25 protein-coding genes are annotated in these 20,923 nt (G+C 61.9%); 11 read left to right on the top strand and 14 right to left on the bottom strand.

Annotation, left to right across the window (positions count from 1 at the left end; genetic code table 11):
* Positions 1-152 precede the first annotated feature (152 nt).
* From PHF15_RS09305 to PHF15_RS09285, 5 genes are all read right to left on the bottom strand, one after another.
* Positions 153-848 (bottom strand): VIT family protein, encoded by a 696-nt coding sequence (locus tag PHF15_RS09305; protein WP_300120537.1) that lies wholly within the window; start codon positions 846-848, stop codon positions 153-155.
* Positions 849-879: 31 nt separating this feature from the next.
* Complete coding sequence (locus tag PHF15_RS09300) at positions 880-1,113, bottom strand: DUF2798 domain-containing protein (protein ID WP_300120536.1); 234 nt, start codon at positions 1,111-1,113, stop codon at positions 880-882.
* A gap of 20 nt (positions 1,114-1,133) precedes the next feature.
* Positions 1,134-1,367, bottom strand: a complete 234-nt coding sequence (locus PHF15_RS09295) for a thioredoxin family protein (protein WP_300120535.1) — start codon at positions 1,365-1,367, stop codon at positions 1,134-1,136.
* A 38-nt stretch (positions 1,368-1,405) separates the two neighbouring features.
* Positions 1,406-2,452 carry a permease gene (locus PHF15_RS09290; protein WP_300120533.1) on the bottom strand — a complete coding sequence of 349 codons (1,047 nt, stop codon included), beginning with the start codon at positions 2,450-2,452 and terminating at the stop codon, positions 1,406-1,408.
* 106 nt (positions 2,453-2,558) lie between these two features.
* Positions 2,559-3,083, bottom strand: coding sequence for a sigma-70 family RNA polymerase sigma factor (locus tag PHF15_RS09285; protein WP_300120532.1), 525 nt, complete (start codon positions 3,081-3,083; stop codon positions 2,559-2,561).
* 41 nt (positions 3,084-3,124) lie between these two features.
* Here PHF15_RS09285 and PHF15_RS09280 point away from each other — a divergent pair, with 41 nt between their 5' ends.
* From PHF15_RS09280 to PHF15_RS09255, 6 genes are all read left to right on the top strand, one after another.
* Positions 3,125-3,727, top strand: coding sequence for a nitroreductase (locus PHF15_RS09280; protein WP_300120530.1), 603 nt, complete (start codon positions 3,125-3,127; stop codon positions 3,725-3,727).
* Positions 3,728-3,763: 36 nt separating this feature from the next.
* The gene (locus PHF15_RS09275) at positions 3,764-5,173 is read left to right on the top strand and encodes a DUF3422 domain-containing protein (protein ID WP_300120528.1); all 1,410 of its coding nucleotides are present in this window, start codon (positions 3,764-3,766) and stop codon (positions 5,171-5,173) included.
* Positions 5,174-5,270: 97 nt separating this feature from the next.
* The gene (locus PHF15_RS09270; protein WP_300120526.1) at positions 5,271-5,741 is read left to right on the top strand and encodes a PaaI family thioesterase; all 471 of its coding nucleotides are present in this window, start codon (positions 5,271-5,273) and stop codon (positions 5,739-5,741) included.
* Between the two features lie 43 nt (positions 5,742-5,784).
* Positions 5,785-7,095, top strand: coding sequence for a glucose-1-phosphate adenylyltransferase (gene glgC, locus PHF15_RS09265; RefSeq protein ID WP_300120525.1), 1,311 nt, complete (start codon positions 5,785-5,787; stop codon positions 7,093-7,095).
* 52 nt (positions 7,096-7,147) lie between these two features.
* Positions 7,148-7,738 carry a DUF3365 domain-containing protein gene (locus PHF15_RS09260; protein WP_300120523.1) on the top strand — a complete coding sequence of 197 codons (591 nt, stop codon included), beginning with the start codon at positions 7,148-7,150 and terminating at the stop codon, positions 7,736-7,738.
* Between the two features lie 85 nt (positions 7,739-7,823).
* The gene (locus PHF15_RS09255) at positions 7,824-8,204 is read left to right on the top strand and encodes a rhodanese-like domain-containing protein (protein WP_300120522.1); all 381 of its coding nucleotides are present in this window, start codon (positions 7,824-7,826) and stop codon (positions 8,202-8,204) included.
* A gap of 9 nt (positions 8,205-8,213) precedes the next feature.
* Here PHF15_RS09255 and PHF15_RS09250 read toward each other — a convergent pair whose 3' ends face one another.
* Genes PHF15_RS09250 through PHF15_RS09235 form a run of 4 tightly spaced genes read right to left on the bottom strand, consistent with a single transcriptional unit; the run spans position 8,214 to position 12,011 of the window.
* Entirely contained in the window at positions 8,214-8,939 is a 726-nt protein-coding gene (locus PHF15_RS09250; protein WP_300120521.1) for an ABC transporter ATP-binding protein, read from the bottom strand.
* A gap of 5 nt (positions 8,940-8,944) precedes the next feature.
* Entirely contained in the window at positions 8,945-10,138 is a 1,194-nt protein-coding gene (locus PHF15_RS09245) for an ABC transporter permease (protein ID WP_300120520.1), read from the bottom strand.
* Positions 10,135-11,331: an efflux RND transporter periplasmic adaptor subunit gene (locus tag PHF15_RS09240; RefSeq protein ID WP_300120518.1), complete on the bottom strand. Its 1,197-nt coding sequence runs from the start codon at positions 11,329-11,331 to the stop codon at positions 10,135-10,137. The genes PHF15_RS09245 and PHF15_RS09240 overlap by 4 nt, the downstream gene beginning before the upstream one ends.
* A complete protein-coding gene (locus tag PHF15_RS09235) occupies positions 11,328-12,011 on the bottom strand; it encodes a TetR/AcrR family transcriptional regulator (RefSeq protein WP_300120516.1) in 684 nt (227 codons plus the stop codon). Before PHF15_RS09235 ends, PHF15_RS09240 begins: the two co-directional genes overlap by 4 nt.
* Before the next feature lie 180 nt (positions 12,012-12,191).
* Between PHF15_RS09235 and PHF15_RS09230 the strand changes: the two genes are divergently transcribed.
* Both PHF15_RS09230 and PHF15_RS09225 read left to right on the top strand, forming a co-directional pair.
* Positions 12,192-12,917 carry a hypothetical protein gene (locus tag PHF15_RS09230; RefSeq protein ID WP_300120514.1) on the top strand — a complete coding sequence of 242 codons (726 nt, stop codon included), beginning with the start codon at positions 12,192-12,194 and terminating at the stop codon, positions 12,915-12,917.
* Between the two features lie 22 nt (positions 12,918-12,939).
* Positions 12,940-13,287, top strand: coding sequence for a carboxymuconolactone decarboxylase family protein (locus tag PHF15_RS09225; protein WP_300120512.1), 348 nt, complete (start codon positions 12,940-12,942; stop codon positions 13,285-13,287).
* A 107-nt stretch (positions 13,288-13,394) separates the two neighbouring features.
* Here the strand turns inward: PHF15_RS09225 and PHF15_RS09220 are convergent, their stop codons facing one another.
* Genes PHF15_RS09220 through PHF15_RS09205 form a run of 4 tightly spaced genes read right to left on the bottom strand, consistent with a single transcriptional unit; the run spans position 13,395 to position 16,158 of the window.
* The gene (locus PHF15_RS09220) at positions 13,395-14,315 is read right to left on the bottom strand and encodes a metal ABC transporter substrate-binding protein (protein WP_300120510.1); all 921 of its coding nucleotides are present in this window, start codon (positions 14,313-14,315) and stop codon (positions 13,395-13,397) included.
* A gap of 18 nt (positions 14,316-14,333) precedes the next feature.
* Positions 14,334-15,221, bottom strand: a complete 888-nt coding sequence (locus tag PHF15_RS09215) for a metal ABC transporter permease (protein WP_300120508.1) — start codon at positions 15,219-15,221, stop codon at positions 14,334-14,336.
* Positions 15,218-15,955, bottom strand: coding sequence for a metal ABC transporter ATP-binding protein (locus tag PHF15_RS09210; RefSeq protein ID WP_300120506.1), 738 nt, complete (start codon positions 15,953-15,955; stop codon positions 15,218-15,220). Before PHF15_RS09210 ends, PHF15_RS09215 begins: the two co-directional genes overlap by 4 nt.
* Positions 15,949-16,158 carry a hypothetical protein gene (locus PHF15_RS09205; protein WP_300120505.1) on the bottom strand — a complete coding sequence of 70 codons (210 nt, stop codon included), beginning with the start codon at positions 16,156-16,158 and terminating at the stop codon, positions 15,949-15,951. Before PHF15_RS09205 ends, PHF15_RS09210 begins: the two co-directional genes overlap by 7 nt.
* Positions 16,159-16,274: 116 nt before the next feature.
* Here PHF15_RS09205 and PHF15_RS09200 point away from each other — a divergent pair, with 116 nt between their 5' ends.
* The 3 genes from PHF15_RS09200 (at position 16,275) to PHF15_RS09190 (ending at position 18,057) form a co-directional block, all read left to right on the top strand.
* Positions 16,275-16,817 carry a Fur family transcriptional regulator gene (locus tag PHF15_RS09200; protein WP_300120504.1) on the top strand — a complete coding sequence of 181 codons (543 nt, stop codon included), beginning with the start codon at positions 16,275-16,277 and terminating at the stop codon, positions 16,815-16,817.
* 136 nt (positions 16,818-16,953) lie between these two features.
* Complete coding sequence (locus PHF15_RS09195) at positions 16,954-17,097, top strand: DUF3149 domain-containing protein (protein ID WP_300120502.1); 144 nt, start codon at positions 16,954-16,956, stop codon at positions 17,095-17,097.
* A gap of 9 nt (positions 17,098-17,106) precedes the next feature.
* Positions 17,107-18,057 carry an AEC family transporter gene (locus PHF15_RS09190; RefSeq protein WP_300120501.1) on the top strand — a complete coding sequence of 317 codons (951 nt, stop codon included), beginning with the start codon at positions 17,107-17,109 and terminating at the stop codon, positions 18,055-18,057.
* Positions 18,058-18,190: 133 nt separating this feature from the next.
* On the opposite strand, the gene PHF15_RS09185 is transcribed toward PHF15_RS09190, so the two are convergent.
* Positions 18,191-20,917 carry an EAL domain-containing protein gene (locus tag PHF15_RS09185; protein WP_300120500.1) on the bottom strand — a complete coding sequence of 909 codons (2,727 nt, stop codon included), beginning with the start codon at positions 20,915-20,917 and terminating at the stop codon, positions 18,191-18,193.
* Positions 20,918-20,923: the final 6 nt, after the last annotated feature.

Here is a 20,923-nt window from a genome sequence, read left to right as displayed (position 1 = left end):
GCCGACATTGTGCAGCGCGTCGTAGCATCGAAATTTCCTCTTTCCACCATTCCCTTCGGGACTTCATTGCACATGGTGCGGACAACGAGAGTGCCAGCTGGGCGCAGCACCCGAAGTGCGCCTGAAAAGAAATGTTGGCGATCACCGCCGATCTACACCGCGACCCCAAACAACATGCCGACGCCAGCCGTGATGGCCATGGCCAGCGCGCCCCAGAACGCCACGCGCACAACGCCTTTGACAATGCCGGCACCACCGGTGTAGGCAGCCAGGCCACCCAGCATCACCAGAAACAGCATCGAGGTGGCTGCCACCACAGGCGTCAAAATGTCAAAAGGCACGAGCCAGGCAGTGAGCAGTGGCAAACCGGCACCCACGACAAATGACAGCGCCGAGACCAGCGCCGCTTGCAACGGGTTGGCGCTGGTGGCGTCGGAAATGCCAAGTTCGTCGCGGGTGTGGGCCGCCAGTGCATCATGGGCCGTCAATTGCGTGGCCACCTGCCTGGCCAGGTTGGCATCCAGGCCGCGCTGTACGTAGATACCCGTCAATTCGGCCAGTTCGCGTTCGCCGTCGGTGGCCAGTTCCTCGCGCTCGCGGGCAATGTCAGCCTGCTCGGTGTCCGACTGCGAACTCACCGACACATATTCGCCCGCCGCCATCGACATGGCGCCGGCCACCAGTCCCGCCACACCCGCCACCAGCACTGGCCCCTGCGTGGCGCTGGCAGCGGCCACGCCGAGGATCAGGCTGGCAGTGGAAACGATGCCGTCATTGGCGCCCAGCACAGCGGCGCGCAGCCAGCCGATGTGTTGCGTGCGATGATTTTCAGAGGGCGGGTTGGACATTGTTTTTATCGCTTGCAAGGAGGCTTTGTGGTCAGGCGGGTTTGACACCGAGTATGCGCCCGGTGAGCTTGCGTGCCACGGGTGCCAGGAAAAAGATCACCGGCACGCCCACCACGTAGGCAATGCCAAAAGCCTTCATCCAGCGCGGTAAAAAGTCTGCGCCCAAACCCACATTGACCCATGTGATGACGAACGTCATCAGCGAAATCATCATGGCTCCCATAACGAACGAAAATACCAGGTGAAATTTCTTTTGCGGATTCATCAGCTACTCCTGTTTAAGGTTCACACCGCCAGCCATTGCTCGATCTTGTCACGGCTGGGCACCCCCCCGGCGTGCACCACTTTGCCGTCGATGACCACACCGGGCGTGCTCATCACGCCGTAGCCCATGATGTCGCGCAGCTCCTCGACTTTGGTCAGGGTGACGCTCACGCCTTTGGCCTGGGCGATCTGGTCGATGAGTGCAATGGTTGCTTTGCAGTTGGCACAACCGGTGCCGAGTACTTTGATGTCCATGGTTTTATCCTTGAAGTTGAGATTGAAAAGAATAGCGTTTACAACACGGCGTTAAAAACAAAGCCGACCAGCAGAATGCCACCGGCCACCACGGCTACAAAGGTGGCGATCAGCCGCACTTTAAGCACCTTGCGCAAAATGATCATCTCGGGCAAGGACAGCGCAATCACGCTCATCATGAAGGCCAGCACCGTGCCCAGCGCCGCGCCCTTGGCCAGCAAGGCTTGCACGATCGGGATCACGCCAGCGGCGTTGGTGTACATCGGCACGCCCATGATCACGGCCAGCGGCACGCTCCACCAGGCTTCCTTGCCCATGAAGCTGGCCATGAAGTCCTCGGGCACATAGCCGTGGATCAGCGCCCCCAGCGCAATGCCGCCCAGAATATAGGGCCAGACCTTGCCGACAATTTCCCGCACGGCGTGAAGACCGCCCTCGATGCGCTCGCCCAGCGTCATGCCGGTGGCTTCAAAATCGGCCGACATCTTGGGCATGTCACGCACCCAGTCTTCCAGATGCGCTTCCATTTTGAGGCGACCAATGATCCAGCCCGCGACGATGGCGACGGTCAAGCCCAGGCCCAAATAGAGCAGGGCGACTTTCCAGCCGAACATGCCGAACAGCAGGGTCAACGCCACCTCGTTGACCATGGGTGCCGAGATCAGGAACGAAAACGTCACCCCCAGTGGCACGCCGGCCTGCACAAAACCAATGAACAGCGGCACCGCCGAGCAGGAGCAAAACGGCGTCACGATGCCCAAGCTCGCCGCCATCACATTGGCTGCGCCTTCACTGCGCCCGGCCAGCAAGGCGCGGGTGCGCTCCGGCGTGAAGTAGCTGTTGACCATGCCCATGATGAACACCACCGCGGTCAGCAGCAGTAGCACTTTGGGCGTGTCGTAAAAGAAAAACTGTATAGCACCGCCCAAGTGACTGGCGCGATCAATTGGCAACAGCGCCACCAGCGCCTCGGATGCCGGAATCAGCGTGTTGTAGAGCCCCAGCCAGACGATGGCGGCCAGGATCAGGAAAGCAACAGGCTGGCGCGTGGGCCAGGATTTGCGGGAGACGGTCAGAGTGTTCATGCTTGGGGAGACGGCAGAGCGGGCAGAAAGACGCAGGGGATCGAAAAAAACTTTTTGGGTTGACGCAGCTTGGCAAATGGCCGCAGTGGCTCAGGTCGCGGCTGGTTCAGTGGCGCGGCACAAAGTCGGCCACCCGACCGACCTCATCCATTTGCACCTGGCAGGCCTGGCTCATCTGTGCGCGCAACCGGACGCGGGCGCGCTGCACGCGGGACTTGGCGGCACTCAAGCTCAAGCCGCTGGCTCGGGCAAAGTCGGCTTGCGCCATGCCCTGCAGGTCGCACAGGGTGATGGCTTCGCGGTCTTGCGGGCTCAGCTCGGAGAGCACCCGCGGCAGGCAGGCGGTCAGGGTATCGACGGTGTCGGTATCGTCGCTCTGTGCTGCCAGATCCTCCGGCAAGTCCACCATGTGATGCGCCACGCGCAGCTGGTCGGCCAGCAGGTTGCGCGCCACCTCGAACAGCCAGGCACGGGCGTTGTGCAGATCGCAAAAGCGCTCACCCTGGCGCAGGGCTTTCAAAAAAAGGTCTTGCAGCAGGTCGTCGGCCAGCGCATCGTTGCCCACCCGATGGCGCAACCAGCCGCGCAGTTCAGCGGCATGCAGGGTCCAGGCGGTGGTGAGGCACTTCATGCCTTGAATTTAGCACGCCGCGCTCGAGTACCATTCGCATCATGACCGATTCATCCAGCTTTGCCGGCAACGATCTGGCAGCGTTTGCCCTGACCCTGATGACCTCGCGGCAAAACATTTTGCCCAAGCGCCTGGCTGCGCCCGGCCCCAGTGAAGATCAGGTGAATGACATGTTTCGCGCCGCCGCGTCTGCGCCCGACCACGGCGTGGTGATGCCGTGGCGTTTTGTGCTGGTGCCGCAAGCCAAGCGCGAGGTGCTGGCCGACGCCTTTGGCCGGGCCTTGACCGAGCGCGATGCCAGCGCGACGCCAGAGCAGATCGAGCAGGCGCGCGAGAAGGCTTTTCGTGCCCCGTTTCTGGCGCTGGCCATTGCCCGGCTCGGTCCCTGCGAGCCAGACATCGACCCGTTGGAGCGCATGGTGTCGGTGGGTGCCGCCATACAGAATTTTCTGCTGAGCGCGCACAGCATGGGCTTTGGCAGTAGCCTGACCAGCGGCCAGGCCATGCACTCGTCGGCCTTGCGCCAGTTGTTTGCCCTGACCGAGGGCGAACAAGCCGTGTGCTGCATCAACGTCGGCACCGTCAGCAAGCGCAAACCCGCGCGTTTGCGACCGGATGTGGCAGAGTTTGTCAGCAGCCTTTGACGTTCGGTCTCCCTGAAACCCGACAAAATAGCGCTCATGCCAAACGCCACGCCACCAGATTCCGCAGCGCAACTTCGTCACTGCCTGCCGCCTGACGACCTGCAGCGCGCGGCCCTGCACAACGAGGTGCACGCCAGGCCTTCAGCGCGCGTGCGCTTGCCGGCGCTGATCGTTTATGTGGCGGTGCTCAATGAAGGCGTGAGCCGGGCGGCCGAATGCGCCCATTTGAACCGCTTGCCGGGCCAGGCCGGGCTCACACCCGAGCGCTTGCAGGACAATTTTTTACGTTTGCGGCTGGATGGTTTCACGGTCAAGTGGGAGCGTCATTCTGAATTTACCCGCTATTCCATCGTGCAGCCACTGCCTGAGCATGCGCTGCTGGGTGCCTGCGAGCCCGATTTGATGGGCAGTCTGACGCTACCCGCGCAATGGCTGGCACAGATTCCGGGGCGCACGGTGGCGGCGGTGCAATTGGCCATGGTCCATGCCCCGCTGGACGATGCCACTGCCCTGATGGCGCAGGCTATGCGCTGGCTCGGCGGGCGCACGGTGGTGGCTTCCCTGATGGGCAGCAATGCCGCCAACGTGACCGTGCAAAACGCTGAACCCGCCAAGCGCCATGGCTACGAGCACCCGATGGGCCATTCATGGGCGTTGACGCAGTTCAGGTTGCAGCCCGACGGCTTCGAGCGCATGCTGGTGATTGCGCCCGAGGGCACCAGCCAGACCCGCGCCGGTCGTGTTGCCGCGCGCCTGCTGGAACTGGAAACCTACCGCCTGATGGCGCTGCGCGGCCTTCCGGTAGCCAAGGCGCTGGGACCGATGCTGGCGCAGGCTGAAGGCGACCTGGTGCGCATCACCAGCCAGTTGGAAAACAAGTCGGTGTCTGACCAGGAACTGCTCGATACCCTGGTGTCTCTGGCGGCCAGCGTGGAGCGCGCCACCGCCGAGAACAGCTACCGCTTTGCCGCCACCCAGGCCTACTACGCGCTGGTCAATCAGCGCATCAGGGAGTTGCGCGAAAAAGCCATTCCGGGCACCCAGACCATTGGCGAGTTCATGCAGCGCCGGCTGTCGCCAGCCATGGCCACGGTGGTGGCCACCGGGCAGCGGCTGGCCTCTTTGTCGGAGCGGGTGGCGCGCACCAGCGACCTGTTGCGCACTCGGGTCGATATTGCCACCGAGGTGCAAAACCAGCAATTGCTGGCCAAGCTCACGCGCGGGCAGGAACTGCAACTGCGCTTGCAAAGCACGGTCGAAGGCCTGTCGATTGCCGCCATTTCCTACTACGTGGTCAGCCTGCTGCTGTACGGCGGCAAGGCGCTCAAGGCGGCCGGGTTGCCAATCAACCCCGAAATGGCCGCCGGTGCGCTGGTGCCGCTGGTGCTGTGGGCGGTGTGGCGCACCACGCGGCGCATTCACGCCAAGTTGCACGTTGGAAATTAAACATTCAAAAATTGACAAAAGTCAGCGTCTTTGCCGCAGCCATAGGGCATAAGAGGCTTCCAGAAAACCGAATTCACCGACCTTCCAGGAAACACCCATGAAAGCCTTTCAGGACTACTACCCCGAGAACCTGTCGCATTGCTATGGCTGCGGCGCCAAGAACGACCACGGTCACCGCATCAAGACGTTTTGGGAAGGCGACGAGACCGTGACCCGTTTTACCCCGGAGCCTTTTCACACGGCCGTGCCCGGTTTCACCTATGGCGGCCTGCTGGCCTCGCTGATCGACTGCCACAGCACCGGGACCGCCGCAGCAGCCATGTACAAGCACGAGGGACGTGCCATGGACACGCTGCCGGCGTTTCGCTTTGTCACCGGCTCGCTGCACGTGGATTACCTCAAGCCCACCCCGATCTCGGAAACGCTTGAAATCCGCGGTCGCATCAAGGCAATCAAGGGCCGCAAGGTGGTGATCGAGTCAACCGTCTATGCCGGCGGAGTGGCGACCGCGCGCGGCGAGGTGGTGGCCATCCAGATGCCAGAAAACTTTGGCGTGGCCGCCGCCTAGGTGGCGCCATTTAGTGTGTTCATGACAACATTGGAGAGCCATCATGGCGAGCAATCAAGAAACGGAGGGGGGTGAACGCAGGACGCATGACCCGCGTTTTGTCAGCCAGCTCACGCGCAACACCTTTGCCCTGATTTTGGCTGGCGGGCGCGGCAGCCGACTGCACGAACTGACCGACTTTCGCGCCAAGCCGGCGGTGCCTTTCGGCGGCAAGTTCCGCATCATCGACTTCACGCTGTCCAACTGCGTCAACTCGGGTGTGCGCCGGGTTGGGGTGGCCACGCAGTACAAGGCGCAAAGCCTGATCCGGCATTTGCAGCTGGGCTGGAGTTTTCTGGACGGCCGCCTCAACGAATTCATCGAAATCATGCCGGCGCAGCAGCAGTCCGACGAAGAGCACTGGTACCAAGGCACGGCCGACGCGGTATTTCAGAACCTGCGCGAAATCCGCCATGCCAGGCCTGAGTACGTGCTGATCCTGTCGGGTGACCACATCTACCGCATGGACTACGGCCGGGTGCTGGCGGCCCATATGGCGCGTCAGGCCGACCTGACCGTGGCCTGCATCGAGGTGCCTCTGCATGAGGCCAGCAGCTTTGGCGTGATGTCGGTGGACGAGGAGGGCAGGGTGCTTGAGTTCACCGAAAAGCCCGCCCAGCCGCAAGCGATGCCCGGCGACCCCGAGCACGCGCTGGCCAGTATGGGCATCTATGTCTTCAACACCGGCTTCCTGATCGAGCAATTGTTGCGTGACGCCGACGACCCCAAGTCAAGTCACGATTTTGGCAAGGATGTCATTCCGCACTGTGTCAAGCGATATCGCACCTACGCCCAGAATTTTGCAGAAAGCGGTGTCAGCGAGCCGGGCAAGCCTCCCTACTGGCGCGATGTCGGTACGCTCGACGCCTACTGGGCCGCCAACATGGACTTGGTTCAGGTCACACCCGACCTCAATCTGTATTCGGACAACTGGCCGATCTGGACTTGGCAGCCGCAAATGCCGCCGGCAAAATTTGTCTTTGACGACGACACCCGCCGCGGCAAGGCAGTTGATTCGATGATTTCGGGCGGTTGCATCGTGAGCGGCGCCATCGTTCGCCGGTCGATGTTGTTCTCGGGCGTGCATGTGCACAGCTATGCCACCATCGAAGACTCCATGATCTTGCCCAACGTCCAGGTGGGTCGCCACTGTGTCTTGAGAAAATGCATCATCGACAAAAATTGCGTGCTGCCTGAAGGCACCGTGATTGGCATGGACCCGGCAGAAGACAAAAAGCGCTTTCGGGTCACTGACTCCGGCATCACGCTGGTGACCAAAGAAATGCTGGGCCAGGGCGAGCGCGGGATTCGCTGAGGGTGTTTTTGCTGATTTAATGCGTCCCTTGTTCAATTTACGAAAGACGGATATGAATACAAAAGGTTTGCCAATGGGTCGGTTGGGTTTTGCCCTTGTGGGTGCGGCACTGTGGCTGAGTGTGCCTGCGCTGGCGCAAGAGGACCCGCTGCTCGCTGAGGCGCGCAAAGTCGCCGGTGCGGTGCCACCCAAGCTGCTGGAAGTGCTCAGCCTCCAGATTGCCAAGGGTGGCCCGGCCTCTGCCGTGGCAGTGTGCAACGAAAAGGCGCCCCAAATGGCCAAGACGGCTTCCGAGCAAACGGGCTGGGCGATTCGTCGTGTGAGCTTGCGCAACCGCAACCCCAGGGCGGTGCCAGATGCCTGGGAACAAGCCGCCCTGGAAGACTTTGACCGCCGCACCGCCGCCGGCGAAAAACCGGCCACGCTGGAAAAGTACGAACTGGTTGACGCGGTTGGCGTCAAAGAATACCGTTACATGAAAGCGCTGCCCACGCAACAGCTGTGCCTGGCGTGCCATGGTGCCAGCGAAAATATCGCCCCTGAAGTGGCTGAGCGCCTGCACACGCTTTACCCGGCTGACAAAGCCACTGGCTACGCCGTTGGCCAAATCCGCGGCGCTATCACCATCCGCAAGCCGCTTTAAAAAGCCTGCGCCGGTCACATTGGTGTCACCTGCTGGCTCGGCCAACGGGTCTGATTTTCTATTTTTATTGCTTCAGGAGAACTATATGAAAACCGCTCACGACCTCGTTACCGCCGCCAAAGTGCACGTACAGGAAATCCCGGTGGCTGACGCCGAGCAAGCCATCCGTGAAGCCGATGTGCTGGTGGATGTGCGCGAAGCCGACGAATTTGCCGCCGGTCATCTGGCCGGTGCCGTGCACATTTCGCGCGGCATGCTCGAGTTCAAATTCAGCGCCAATCCGGCGCTGCAGTCGCGTGACCTCAACCTCCTGCTGTACTGCAAGACCAGTGGTCGCGCCACGCTGGCGGCAGCCGCTTTGCAAAACATGGGCTACCTGAATGTGAAGTCGATCGCCGGCGGTTTTGACGGTTGGGTGGCGGCGGGCAAGCCGGTCGCCAAACCCGAGACGCCGTCGTTCGAGTAATCCGGGCCGCTAATCCAGCGAGCGTCCTTCTCCCGCTTCTTCCACGGTTTGCCCGTCGCGGATGTGGTAAATCCGCTTGAAGGTGGGGATGATTTTTTCGTCGTGCGTCACCACGATGATCGCCGTGTGGGCCTGTACCGCCATCTGATTCAGGATGCGCATGACACCCAGGGCGCGTTCGCTGTCCAGCGGCGCGGTGGGCTCGTCGGCCAGAATCACCGGCGGGCGGTTCGCCAGTGCCCGGGCAATCGACACCCGCTGTTGCTCGCCGCCCGAGAGTTGCGATGGTTCGGCCTTGGCGCGGTGCTGCACATCCAGCGCGGTGAGTAATTCCAGCGCGCGGGCGCGCGACGGTGCGTTGGCCGCACCGGCCAGCATGGGCAGCAGCGCCACGTTGTCGGTCACATCCAGAAAAGGAATCAGGTAGGGCGCCTGAAAAATAAAGCCAATGCGGTCACGGCGCAGCGCGCGCAGGTCGGGCACTTTCCAGCCGTTGTCGTAAATCACGTCGCTGCCCAGCGTCATGCGCCCCGCCGTGGGTTCGATGATGGCGCCCAGGCATTTGAGCAGCGTGCTCTTGCCCGAGCCCGAGGGGCCCACCAGGCCCACCACTTCGCCCGGCGCCACCACCAGGTTGACGTTTTTCAGGGCTTCAACAGCGCTGTCGCCCTTGCCATAAACTTTGCGCAAGCCTTCGATGCGGATGCCGCCTGCGGCCGTATTCTGTGTGTTCATGGTGATCATCCAATCGCCTCGGCTGGATCGACCTTGAGCGCCACACGAATCGCCAGCGTGCTCGCCAGCGCGCAAATGACCAGCGTGGCGACCAGGCCGGTGACGGCATCGCGCGGCATCAGCAGCACGTATTTGGGAAAGATCGGCGCCCAGATCGTGGCCGAGATTTTGCCCACCATGAAGCCGATCAGCCCGAGCCCCATGGCCTGCTGCAGGATCATGCTGGCGATCGTCATGTTGCGTGTGCCGATGAGCTTGAGCACCGCAATTTCGCGGATTTTGCCCAGCGTCATGGTGTAGATGATGAAGGCCACGATGGCCGCACTCACCACCGCCAAAATGGCCAGAAACATGCCGATTTGTTTGGCTGAGGTGGCGATCAGCTTGGCTACCAGAATGTCTTCCATGCCGGCGCGGGTGTACACCTGCACATGCTTCCAACGCTTCAGGGCATCAGCCACTTCATCGACCTGCCAGCCAGGTTGCAACTGCACCAGCACCGCGTTGACGTTGTGGCTGCCGGTTTGCAGGCCTTGCACCGCTTCCAGCAAACCCGGCACGCCGGGGCGGTTGAAGGCCGGGTTGGCCGCAGTGCGGATACGGTCACTTTGAATGGTGTCGTTGTCCTTCAAAAACTGCGCTTCCTGCGCGTCCTTGAGCGGCACAAACAGCATCGGGTCGCCGCCCGATGACACCATGCGCTGCGTCAAGCCGACCACGGTGTAGCTGTGGCGGCGCACGCGCACCGCGTCGCCCAGTTTGAGGCCGGTCTTGACATCGGCCACGGCTTCATAGTGGTCGCGGGTGAGTTGGCGCCCTGCCACCAGGTAGCCGGGTGCACCGGGCTTGCCGGGCTCAACCCCCACCACCATGGTGCGGGCTTCATCGCCGCTGGGGCGCTGCACCTGCATGGTGAGGTAGGTCACATTGGCGGCCTGCGCCACACCGGGCATGCCGCGCACACTGCGCACCACGTCGTCCTTGATGCTGGAGGCCTCGGCATACGGGCCCTGGGTGTCTTTTTGCACTACCCACAAATCCGCCTGGCTGTTGGTCAGCAGGGCCTGTGCATCGTCCACCATCCCGCGGTACACCCCGGCCATGGTCAGCGTGACGCCAATCAGCAGCCCCAGCCCCAGGCCGGTCAGGGCGAACTTGCCCCAGCCGTGCAGAATGTCGCGTCCGGCCAGGCTGATCATGGCGTCGCCTCGGGCTTGACCAAGGTCTCAACCACCTTGATACGCGCGCCGCTGCTCAAGGCTTTCTGACTGTAAACCACCACCTGGTCGGTTTTCTCCAGACCCTTGAGCACCTGCACCTGGCCGTCCAGACTTTGCGTGCCGAGCTGCACCGGGGTGAACTCAGGCCGGCCGTTTTTCAAACGCCAGACCCCGCTTTGGCCTTGTTGATGCTGGATGGCAGCGTTGGGGAGCAGCAGCGCGGGTGCTGTGGCGGGCAACTGCAGCGTGACTTCGGCCATTTCACCCACCGACACTCCAGCGGGCGGGGCATCAAACGCCACTTGCGCGATGCGTTCTTCGGTGACACTGTCGGCCAGCAACTCCAGGCGTGCCACCTGGCCGATCAACGGGGTTTGCGGGCTGGAGCGCAACACAATGCTGGCCTTCACGCCGCTGACCAGGCCGGCAGATCGGCCCTGGTCAACCCGCAACTTGACCCACAGGCTGGCCGGGTCCATCAAGCGCAGCACGGGCTGGCCTGCCACCACGGTGCTGCCGGCTTCGGCATCGCGCGTGGTCACCACCGCATCGGCCGGGGCAAACAGGCGCACGTTGTCGCGCTGTTGTGCCAGGGCTGCGCGCTCGGCTTTCAACCTTGCCGAGTCCTGGCCGGTGCCAGCCAAATTGGCTTGTGCGGCTTGCACGGCGGCCTCTGCGGATGCTTGTTCTTGTAGTTTGGCGTCCAGCGCGCCAGAGCTGATGAAGTTTTGCCGCGCCAGATCCTGATTTCGTTGGGTGTTGATGGCTGCCAGCTTCCGCCGTGCGCTGGCGTCAAGCAACTGCGCTTGCGCCGCCGCTTGTGTGCTGCCCGCGCGTGCCAGTGACGCATCCAATGCGGCCAGGCGCTGGGTCAAGTCCACCGGGTCCATCTCGGCCAGCAATTGCCCTGCCTTGACGCTGTCACCCACATCGACCAGCACCTTCAGCACCCGCCCGGGCACGGTGGGGCCGACCATCCAGCTGCGCCTCGCCTCGACCGTGCCGATGCCAAAAATGGCGGGGCTCAACGTGCCCTCGGTCGGTTGCGCCACCGTCACCTTGATGGGCGCCAGTGGCCCGGTGCGCAGCGACACATAAGCCATGCCGCCAACCAGGGCGATGGCAACAGCAGCAATGATCAGGCGGCGTTTGAGCAGGACGTTTGTGTTCATGGTTTTCCTTGGAGAACAGTGGGCAGGTTTTCCAACCCACGCTGGACAATGGCAAAGACGCCCGGTGCTTGCGCGACCATGGCTTGCACGTCGTTTGAAATCATGGCCTGCATCACCAGGCCTTGCACCGAGCCGATAAACAGAATGGCTGCGGCTTGCGGGTCAACAGCCGGGTGCAGCTTTTGTTCGTTTTGTGCCTGCCTTAAAAGTTGCACGAGCAATTGCCGGTAGCGCTGCATCAGCATGCGAACCCGTTTTTTCAACGCGGTGTCGTCCGGGCTTTGCAACTCCTGAAAAATCAGCCGGGGCACGCCGGGGTAGGCCAGGACAAAGTCCACATGCGCCAAAAAGACCGCGCGCAGGCCCGCCATGGCGGTTGGCGCGGCGGGGGTGACGGCGCCATGAGATTTACTGGGTGCTGCCTCGGCCACAGCGTCGGCCGCAGATTGCAGGCGCGCCATCAAGGCATCGCTCACCCAGTCCAGCACCGCCAGCCAGATGGCTTCCTTGCTGGCAAAGTGGCGAAACACGGCCCCTTGCGTGATGCCCACCGTCTGCGCCAGGTCTGCGGTGGTGATGTCAGCCGGGCTGCGCTGCGCCGCCAGCAGCAAGGCGGCATCCACCAGACTGGCCTGGCGCACCTCGGTGCGTTGCTTGGGTGCCTTTTCGAGAACTTTCATGCGCTTGAAGTAATTGAGTAATTACATCATTGTAGGGCCTGACAAATCCTGGCAAGGGGACGCAAGCGCCGTAATCCATCGCTTTTGGCTTATCTTTACAATACTTTTGCTGGGCCTTATTTACACTTCACCTGAAGTAAACACACTCAGGGCTTCAACAACAACACAAGGATTTCGATCATGTCAGCACACATCAGCACCACTTTGAAAGTCGTCAGCCTGGCCGTTTCCCTGTCTTTTGGGGCTTTTGCCCAGGCGGCTGATCCGGTGACTGATCTTATGCAGGCGGCCAATGCGCCTTACCGCATGGCCTTGTACAAGACCAACGGAAAATCCCAGGAAGAGGCGCAGCATGCCCTGCTGCAGGCGCAGCAGATGTGGGGCAAGCTCGCCACCGAGTTCGGCGCCAAACCGGCTGCCCCGTATGACCGCGATCCAGCCTTTGCGGGCTCGGTGGCAGAAGTGGGCAAGGTCTATGACCAGGCCTTGAAAGAAGTCGGCGCCGGTCAGCTCAGCACCGCGCACAACACGCTGGAGCGGGTGCGCGACGTTATGGCCGACATGCGTCAGCGCAACAACGTGGTGGTCTTCAGCGACCACATGAACGCTTATCACAGCCAGATGGAATTGATCCAGGTGCATGGCGGCGAAACGCTGGCGCAGCCCAAAGGCGCGTTGCTGTTGACGGCGCAGACGGGTGCGTTGAGCTATCTGGGCAAACAGCTCGAAGTGCAAGCCCCGGCATCGCTCAAGAAAAATGAAGAGTTCAACCAGCTGCTCAAGGCCGTGAACCAATCCGTCGGCACGCTGGAAGCAGCTTTGCTGAACCAGGACATGGCCGCTGCCAAGGAAGCCGCGGGAAAATTGAAGGGACCGTACAGCAAACTGTTTGCCAAATTCGGATAATCCGTTCACCACAAGGAGCGCTATGAGCACGTTTGATTCCATTGGCCTGATGAAGGACATCAATGACAACCTCGGGCCGTTTCGCAAATCGCAAAGCGAAACCATGCTGGGCTTTGGCCAAATGGCCAAGGCCGCCATGGCAGAAGGTACGGTCAGCGCCAAACACAAGGAGCTGATCGCCCTGGCCATTGGCGTCACCCAGCACTGCGCCGGTTGCATCGCCTTTCATGTCAAGGCTTTGCACCGCCTGGGCTGCACCCGCACTGAGCTGGAAGAAGCGCTGGGGGTGTGCGTTTACATGGGCGGCGGCCCTGGCCTGATGCTGGTGGCCGAGGCGCTGGCGGCTTGGGACGCGATGGCCTCAGCCTGAAACATTGCGGGTCAGACCACTCGCGCAGCGACGTGCCCTGACCCTAACTATCCTGAAATATTGCGGGTCAGACCACTCGCGCAGCGACGTGCTCTGACCCCAACTGATTAGAGGCTGTTCAGCCGCATGCCCGCCAGCAGTTGCGTCACGTTGTGCCGCATCATCTTGAGGTAGCTTGAGCCCGGTTCTTCGGGGCCGGACAGTGCATCGGAATAGAGCGTGCCACCCAGCGTGGCACCCGCGTCCCGGCTGAGTTGCGCCATCAGCTTCGGGTTGCTCATGTTTTCCACAAAAACAGCTTTGATCTTTTCCCGCTTCATCTGGCGAATGAGTTCGGCCACGTGCCGTGCACTCGGTTCGGCATCGGTGTTGATGCCCTCGGGCGCCAGGAAGCTGATCTGGTAGTGCGCGGCAAAGTGGCCAAACGCATCATGCGAGGTGATCACTTTGCGCTTGGCCACGGGGATGCTGGCGAATTGCGCTTTGGCCCAGGCGTCGAACTTTTTCAGCTCTGCGGCATAAGCTGACGCGTTGGCTTGGTAAGTGGTGGCGCCGGCAGGGTCCACTTTGGACAGGCCGGCCGCAATATTTTTCACATACAGCACCACGTTGTCCGGGTTTTGCCAGGCGTGCGGGTCAGCTTCCTGGTGGCCGTGGCTGTCACTTGCCTCTTGCATCGGGAGTGCTGGCACGCCGGTGGCGGCCACCACGGTTGCGCCCTTGTAGCCAGCCGATTTGGCCAGCTTTTGCGCCCAGGGCTCGAAGTTGAGGCCATTGATGACAAACAGGCGCGCGTTCAGCACCGCCCTGGCATCGCGCGGGCTGGGTGCAAATGCATGCGCGTCGGCATTCGGTCCGGCCAGCGTGGTGAGCTTGACGCGCTCGCCGCCCACCACCTGCACCAGATCGCCCAGGATGCTGAAAGAAGCCACCACGGGAACCGGCTCGGCGGCTGTGGCCTGGGCGAAGAAAGGCGTCTGGGCAGCCAGTGCGGTCAGTGCCAGAAATTTGAGTGTGTTGCGTTTCATGGTGCGTCTTGTGAAAAATCAGCCCACCCGGTGCGGGCGCTTGAGCACCTGGGGCAGCCAGCCGCCAGGTGATACCAGCAAAGAGACGGCATACAGCACCCCGGCGCAGCCGATGATGGTGGGCCCGCTGGGCGTGTCGAGGTGGAACGACAGCAGCAGCCCGGCTACCCCGGCCACAGCCGCTTGTGCGCTGGCGTTGAGCAGTTGCGCGCTCAACGTGTCATGCCAGAGCCGGGCGGATACCGCAGGCAGCATCATCAGGCCCACCGCCATCAGCGTCCCCAGTGTCTGAAAACCCGCCACCAGGTTGACCACCACCAGCATCAAAAAGCTTTGTTGCCAGATCCAGCCACGCCGGCCCCAGCCGCGTCCGGCAGATGCTGCCAGAAACACCGGGTCGAAGCTTTCCAGCACCAGCCCGCGGTAAAGCGCGGCCAGGGCGATCAGGCTGAGGCTGGCCACGCCGGTCACCAGCAATAATCCTGCTGCATCCACGCCCAACGCGCTGCCAAACAAAATATGCAGCAGGTCGAGCTGGCTGCCTTGGCGCGAGATCAGCGTCACGCCCAGCGCCAGCGCCACCAGGTACATCGCTGCCAGGCTGGCATCTTCCTTGAGCGCCGTGGCCCGGCTCACCACGCCGGCAATTGCCGCCACCAGCAGGCCCGCCGCCACGCCGCCGAGGGCCATGGCTGGCAGCGACAAGCCAAACAGCATGAAACCCACGGCGACACCTGGCAACACGGCATGGCTCATCGCGTCGCCCAGTAAACTCATGCGCCGCAGCGTCAGAAATACGCCGAGCGGTGCCGCACTCACGGCGAGCGCCAGCGTGGCCACCAGCGCCCGGCGCATGAAGGCAAATTCGGCAAACGGACCAATCAGCCAATCCCATAGCGTCATCATGCGCTAACCTCGTCGGTGTGGCAGATGTCGGCGTTGTCGTCCCAGGCTTCGGCCAGGGCGCGGGCGCGCTGCAAATTGGGTTCGGTGAGCACCTGCGCGGTGTCGCCCCAGGCCACCAGTTCGCGTGCCAGCAGCACGGTTTGCTCGAAGTGCGCGTGCACTTGCGCGTCGTCATGCAGCACGGCGATCACGGTGCGTCCCTGCGCGTGCCACTGTTTGATCAAGGTCAGCAGGGCGGCGGTGGTGCGCGAGTCCATGGCGTTGAAGGGCTCGTCGAGCAGGATCAACTCGGCATCCTGCATCAGCAGGCGGGCAAAAAGCGCGCGCTGAAACTGGCCGCTGGACAGCGACCCCACCGTGCGCTGCTCAAAGCCTTGCAGCCCCACGGTCTGAATGGCCGCATCGGCGCGCGCCAGCAGGTCGGCACTGACGCCACCCCAGGCACCCAAGGCGCTCCAGCAACCCAGCAACACGCAGTCGCGCACCGGCATCGGAAAGCTGCGGTCGATTTCTGTCATTTGAGGCAGGTAGGCAATGCGCGCGTGTGGTGCGCTCACCTGAACGCGCCCGCCAGATGCCTTGACCAACCCCATGATGCTTTTCAGCAGCGTGCTTTTGCCCGAGCCGTTGGGGCCGATCACGGCGCTCAGCGAGCCATTGGCAAACTGGCCGCTGATATGGTGCAGGGCCGGGTGCTGGCGGTAGCTCACCGTCAGGTTGTCGATGCTTACCACGCTACCACTCCCGCATTGGCCCACCACACGGCCAGCCAGAGCGCCAGCACCACGGGTAACACCGCCAGCACGCGCAACCAGGCGGGCCAGGCCAGCACGCTGCGGGTCGTGCTGGCAGGTGCAATGAGCTGCGCGCTGATGTGCACGGCGTGGTGATGCGCAGGGCCGTGATCATGTGGTGCGGCGGGGGATTGAGGCGTCATGTCTGGTGATACGGAATTAGAATGTTTGCAGCGATAATGCAATTGAATTGCGTCTTAGTATATCGCAACTCAATTGCATTAAAGTCTTGCTATTGAAAAATCAGCCTACCCAAACCATGTCCCGCACCCCATTGTCAAATCCGACTGATCCGATCGACGCCTTGCTGTCCGCCCACGGCCTGCGCCGCACCGGCGCGGCCAGGCGCGTGCTGGGCTGGCTGTTGGCGCACCCGGACACCAGCTACACCCACGCCCAATTGCAAACAGCCTTGCAGTCTGACGGCATACCGGGCGAGCAGGGCGAGGGCGCGGCCACGCTCGACCGCGTCACGCTCTACCGCCTGATCGACCGGCTGACCCAAGTGGGCTTGCTGCTGTGCCGGGTCGATGCCAGTCGGGTGCGCCACTACCAGGCTATGCCTGCCAGCGTGCATGCCTTGCCGCATTTCGAGTGTCAAAGCTGCCACCGTGATCAACCCTTGCAGGGCGCGCTGCAAGGCAATGCGCTCGACCTGGAGGTGGCCGCGCAAAATGCCTTGCAAGCCCTCAAGGCGCTGGGTTATCAGGGAATGAGCCTGGACCTGGCGGTGCGCGGCGTGTGTGCCGACTGCGCGACGGCAGCCACGTCCAGCACAAGCCGCGACGAGGCTGTGTCATAAGTTTCGGCCATCCACTTGGCGTGCTTTAATATTCCGGCGGATTGATATATGTCAGATTTAACGACCTGGCAATGTTGCATAGTTCAGCCAGGCATGATTTTCAAATTTATGATCGGCTTTTTTAAGGACCAAGACCATGAAAGCACTCCAAGACCTTTTTTCCACTGACTACGGCCTGATGAGCGTGGTGGTCATTGGCGCCATCATCGTGGTGTCGATCGGAGCCTACGTGGTGCTCAAATCGAAAATGAACGAGAGCGCCAAAAGCGCCGGCAAATAACAAGGGAAAGTGAATAACCCTGTTTTTTCGGCGCTGCTGCCTGTTGTTCTATTGATTTTTGTTGGGTTTGTTGCGGGTCGCGCCGGCTGGATCAGGGCCGAGGCCATCAAGGATTTGTCCAACCTGGTGTTCATGGTGCTGACACCAGCGCTGCTGTTTCGCACCATGAGCACGGTGCATGTCGAACAGCTCAACTTCAAGCCGGTGGTCATGTACTTTGTGGCGGCGCTGCTGCTGTTTGCTGCCATGCTGTTTTGGCAAGGCGCCAATCGACGCGCCGCCGTGCTGGCGCTGGCCGCCACCTTCAGCAACACGGTGATGATCGGCATTCCGCTGGTTGGCCTGGCCTACGGGCAAATCGGCCTGGTCACGTTGTTTACCCTTATTTCCGTGCATGCACTGGTGCTGTTGACGCTGGCCACCGTGGTGCTGGAAATGGTGGCCGCTCGCGAGGAACGCGTTAGCGGGCCGGGCGGCCAAAGGCACATGGCAATGACCGTGCTGGCGGCCGTGAAAAGCGGCATCATCCACCCGGTGCCCCTGCCCATCATCGTCGGCCTGCTGTTTGCGCAAACCGGGCTGGTGTTGCCCGAAGTGGTTGACAAGCCCTTGCATCTGCTGGGCAGTGCCTTTGGTCCGGTGGCTTTGCTGCTGGTGGGGGTGACGCTGACGCAGGTGCAGGTGGGGCCGCATCTGAAGAACGCGCTGGGCATCAGCCTGCTGAAAAACCTGGCCTTGCCCAGCCTGGTCGCAGTGCTCGGTTTGGGGCTGGGCATGGCGGGCCTGCCCTTGACGGTGATGATCGTCACCGCGTCGCTGCCAACGGGCGCCAATGTGTTTTTGTTTGCCCAGCGCTACGAGGTAGCGCAAGACCTGGTGACTGCCAGCATGGCGGTATCGACGGTACTGGGCCTGGCCACCATCACGCTGGTGATGTCGCTGGCGGCCTTGCTGGGGTGATGTTGCTAAATAGGGGATCAACCAACGATGGTTGAAGAAGCTGGTGCTCAAAGTGCGTGGTGGACTGACAGCGGAAAACTACTTCGGGTGTGCAGCGTTAGCCGACCTTGGCGAACGCCAGCTTTGCGGTAGCCTACTCGTCTGTGGGCCGCAAGACCACAGCGGCGTTCGTGGTTGCACGCCACGCCGCATCGGGCTGCCAGGTGGCTGCCCAGGCTGGCAACTGATCTGGCGGCATGGGCCGGGCAATGCCGTAGCCTTGCGCCAGTTCGCAGCCCAGTTGCAGCAGCGCGGTGCCGTGCGCCACGGTCTCTACGCCTTCAGCAATCACTTCGCATTTGAAGGCGGCAGCCAGACCGATGATGCCTTGCAAAATGGCCAGGTCATCGGGGTCGTTAAGCAGGTCGCGCACAAAGCTCTGGTCGATCTTGAGCAGCGCTACGCGCAGGCGCTTGAGGTAGGTGAGCGAGGAGTAGCCGGTGCCAAAGTCATCCAGCGCAAACTTCACGCCGATCCTGGCGCAGTCATCAATCACCTGCGACACCTGCACCATGTCATTCAGGGCACTGGTCTCCAGCACCTCCAGTTCAATGCAGCCCGGATGCACTTGCGGGTGTTTTGCCAGGATGGCCTGCAGGCGCGCCACAAAGTCACTTTGCTGCAATTGGCGCGCGCCGATGTTGACACTGACGGGCAGGTCCAGACCGGAGGCGCACCACACCTCCATTTGATGCATGGCGGTGTCAAGCACCCATTCGCCCAAGTCAACGGCCAGCGGATGGTCTTCGATCACCGGCAGGAAGGCCGCCGGCATCAACAAACCTTTTTCCGGGTGCTGCCAGCGGATCAGGGCCTCGGCACCTATCACCTTGCCACTGCGCATATTGACCTTGGGCTGGTAGTGCAGCACGAACTCGCCGTGCTCCATTGCCAGGCGCATGCGCTCCAGGCTTTCGTGGTGGTCGCGCAGGCTGCTGTCCTGCGCGGCGTCAAACACGCAGTAGCGGTTCTTGCCCGCCACTTTGGCCTGGTACATGACCTGGTCGGCCTGGCGCAGGAGCTGGTCGGCCTCGATGTCATGCGCCTGCGGGTAGAAGGTGACGCCCAGGCTGGCTGAAATCTGCAAGCTCAGCTCGCCCACCGGCACCGGCAGCGCGGCAGCCGCCAGCAGCCGGTCAAGCAGCGGCACGCTGGCCGAGCTGTTGTCCAGGTCGGTGAGCACCGCCACAAACTCGTCGCCGCCTATGCGGGCTATGGTGTCGCTCTCGCGCAGCACCTCTTTCATGCGATTGGCCAGGGCGATGAGCACCTGGTCGCCGGTCTCATGGCCGTGGTGGTCGTTGATGGCCTTGAAGCCATCGAGGTCGAGGTAGGCCACCGCCAGTTGTTTCTTGCGGCGCTGCGCCTGCAGCATCGCCTGCTGCATGCGGTCAGCGAGCAGAACGCGGTTGGGCAGGTGGGTCAGCACATCAAAGTGGGCGATACGCTCCAACTGCCTTTCATGCGCCTTGCGCTCGGTGATGTCGCGGCAGATCATGATAAAGTGCTGGTCGGGCTTGGCATCCGCATGCAGAGGTGCCACGGAGAGTTCAAACCAGTGTTCACCGTTTGGCAAGGCGAGCCGGTAAGTCACCCCATTGGAAAAACCGTTTTGCGCGGCCTCGTCGATGGCGTGCTGACAGGCGCCAGCGGCATCTGGTGGCAGCAAATCAGAAAACCGCCTGCCGATAAACACTTCGGGAGGTGCAGCGAGCAGGTCGCTGCGATGGCTGTGGTAGGTGACGATGCGCCCTTGAAAGTCCGCTTCAAACAGCAGATCTGGCAAGGCATCCAGCGTGGCTTGCAACTGATTGCGCACCGCCTCGCTGGCAAGCTGCGACTTTGTACGTTCACTAATGTCATCCACCATCGCAACGACGTAATCGACGCTGCCGTCCGGCTCGCGCACTATGCTTACCGCCAAGCGCGTATCCACCAAATGGCCATCCTTGTGAATGAAGCGCTTGTCCAAGGTATAGCTGTTGATTTCACCGGACAACATGCGGTTGAACTGAGCCAGGTCGGGAGCCAAATCTTCGAGGTAGGTCAACTGAGTCCAGGTCATGCGGGTTAGTTCATCTCGTTTGTACCCCAGCGTCGCGCAAAGTGCATCATTGACCTCGACCCAGCCTTTTTCCGGGCTGGTGATGGCGAGGCCGACGATGGAATGGTCGAAGTAGGCGTGAAAGCGCTCCCTGCTGGCGGCTTCCGCGGCAGTCACCGCATGTTGCGCCGAGGACAAAGCCTGCTGGTCAATCAGCTGCTGTTCGTGATTGCGAAAAATCAGGCACAGCAACATGGTGGCGAGTGGGTAGAGCAGCAGGATCACCCACCAAGCCTGTTCAATAAAGGCATAGCCGGCCCGATCAGGAATTTGCGTAAATAGTGTCAACTGCACCAGTTGAACCAATACGCCAAGCGCCAGATAGTGAATCGGTTGCGGAGAGATGCCGCGGCGCAGCCACCATTGCCGTGCCAGTACTCCCAGCAAAGCCGACAGTAGTGCGACCATGACGCCAACCGTCGCACCGCCGCCGCCCAACTGGTAGCGATACAGGGCCGCCATGACAGCTGCAATCAGCGCGGCCACTCCGCCACCCACCACGCCGACCACCGACAGCACAATCGTACGGCCGTCAAAAAGCACACCGGGTGAAAAGTTCAAGGGATTCGCCATGCCCAGCAAGGCTGCGCCGCCAAACAGCAGCCCGAGCAGCACATGCCGACTCAGCGGATTCCTGTAAAGACGCGAAATCACGATCTGCCCCGCAGCCACCAGGGCGACCAGGAAGGCGATGTTATTGATCAGGGAGAGGATCATGCGCCG

The sequence above is a fragment of the Rhodoferax sp. genome, from assembly GCF_028689295.1.
Classification (GTDB): Bacteria; Pseudomonadota; Gammaproteobacteria; order Burkholderiales; family Burkholderiaceae_C; genus Rhodoferax.
This window is presented reverse-complemented; position numbering and strand designations above follow the sequence as displayed.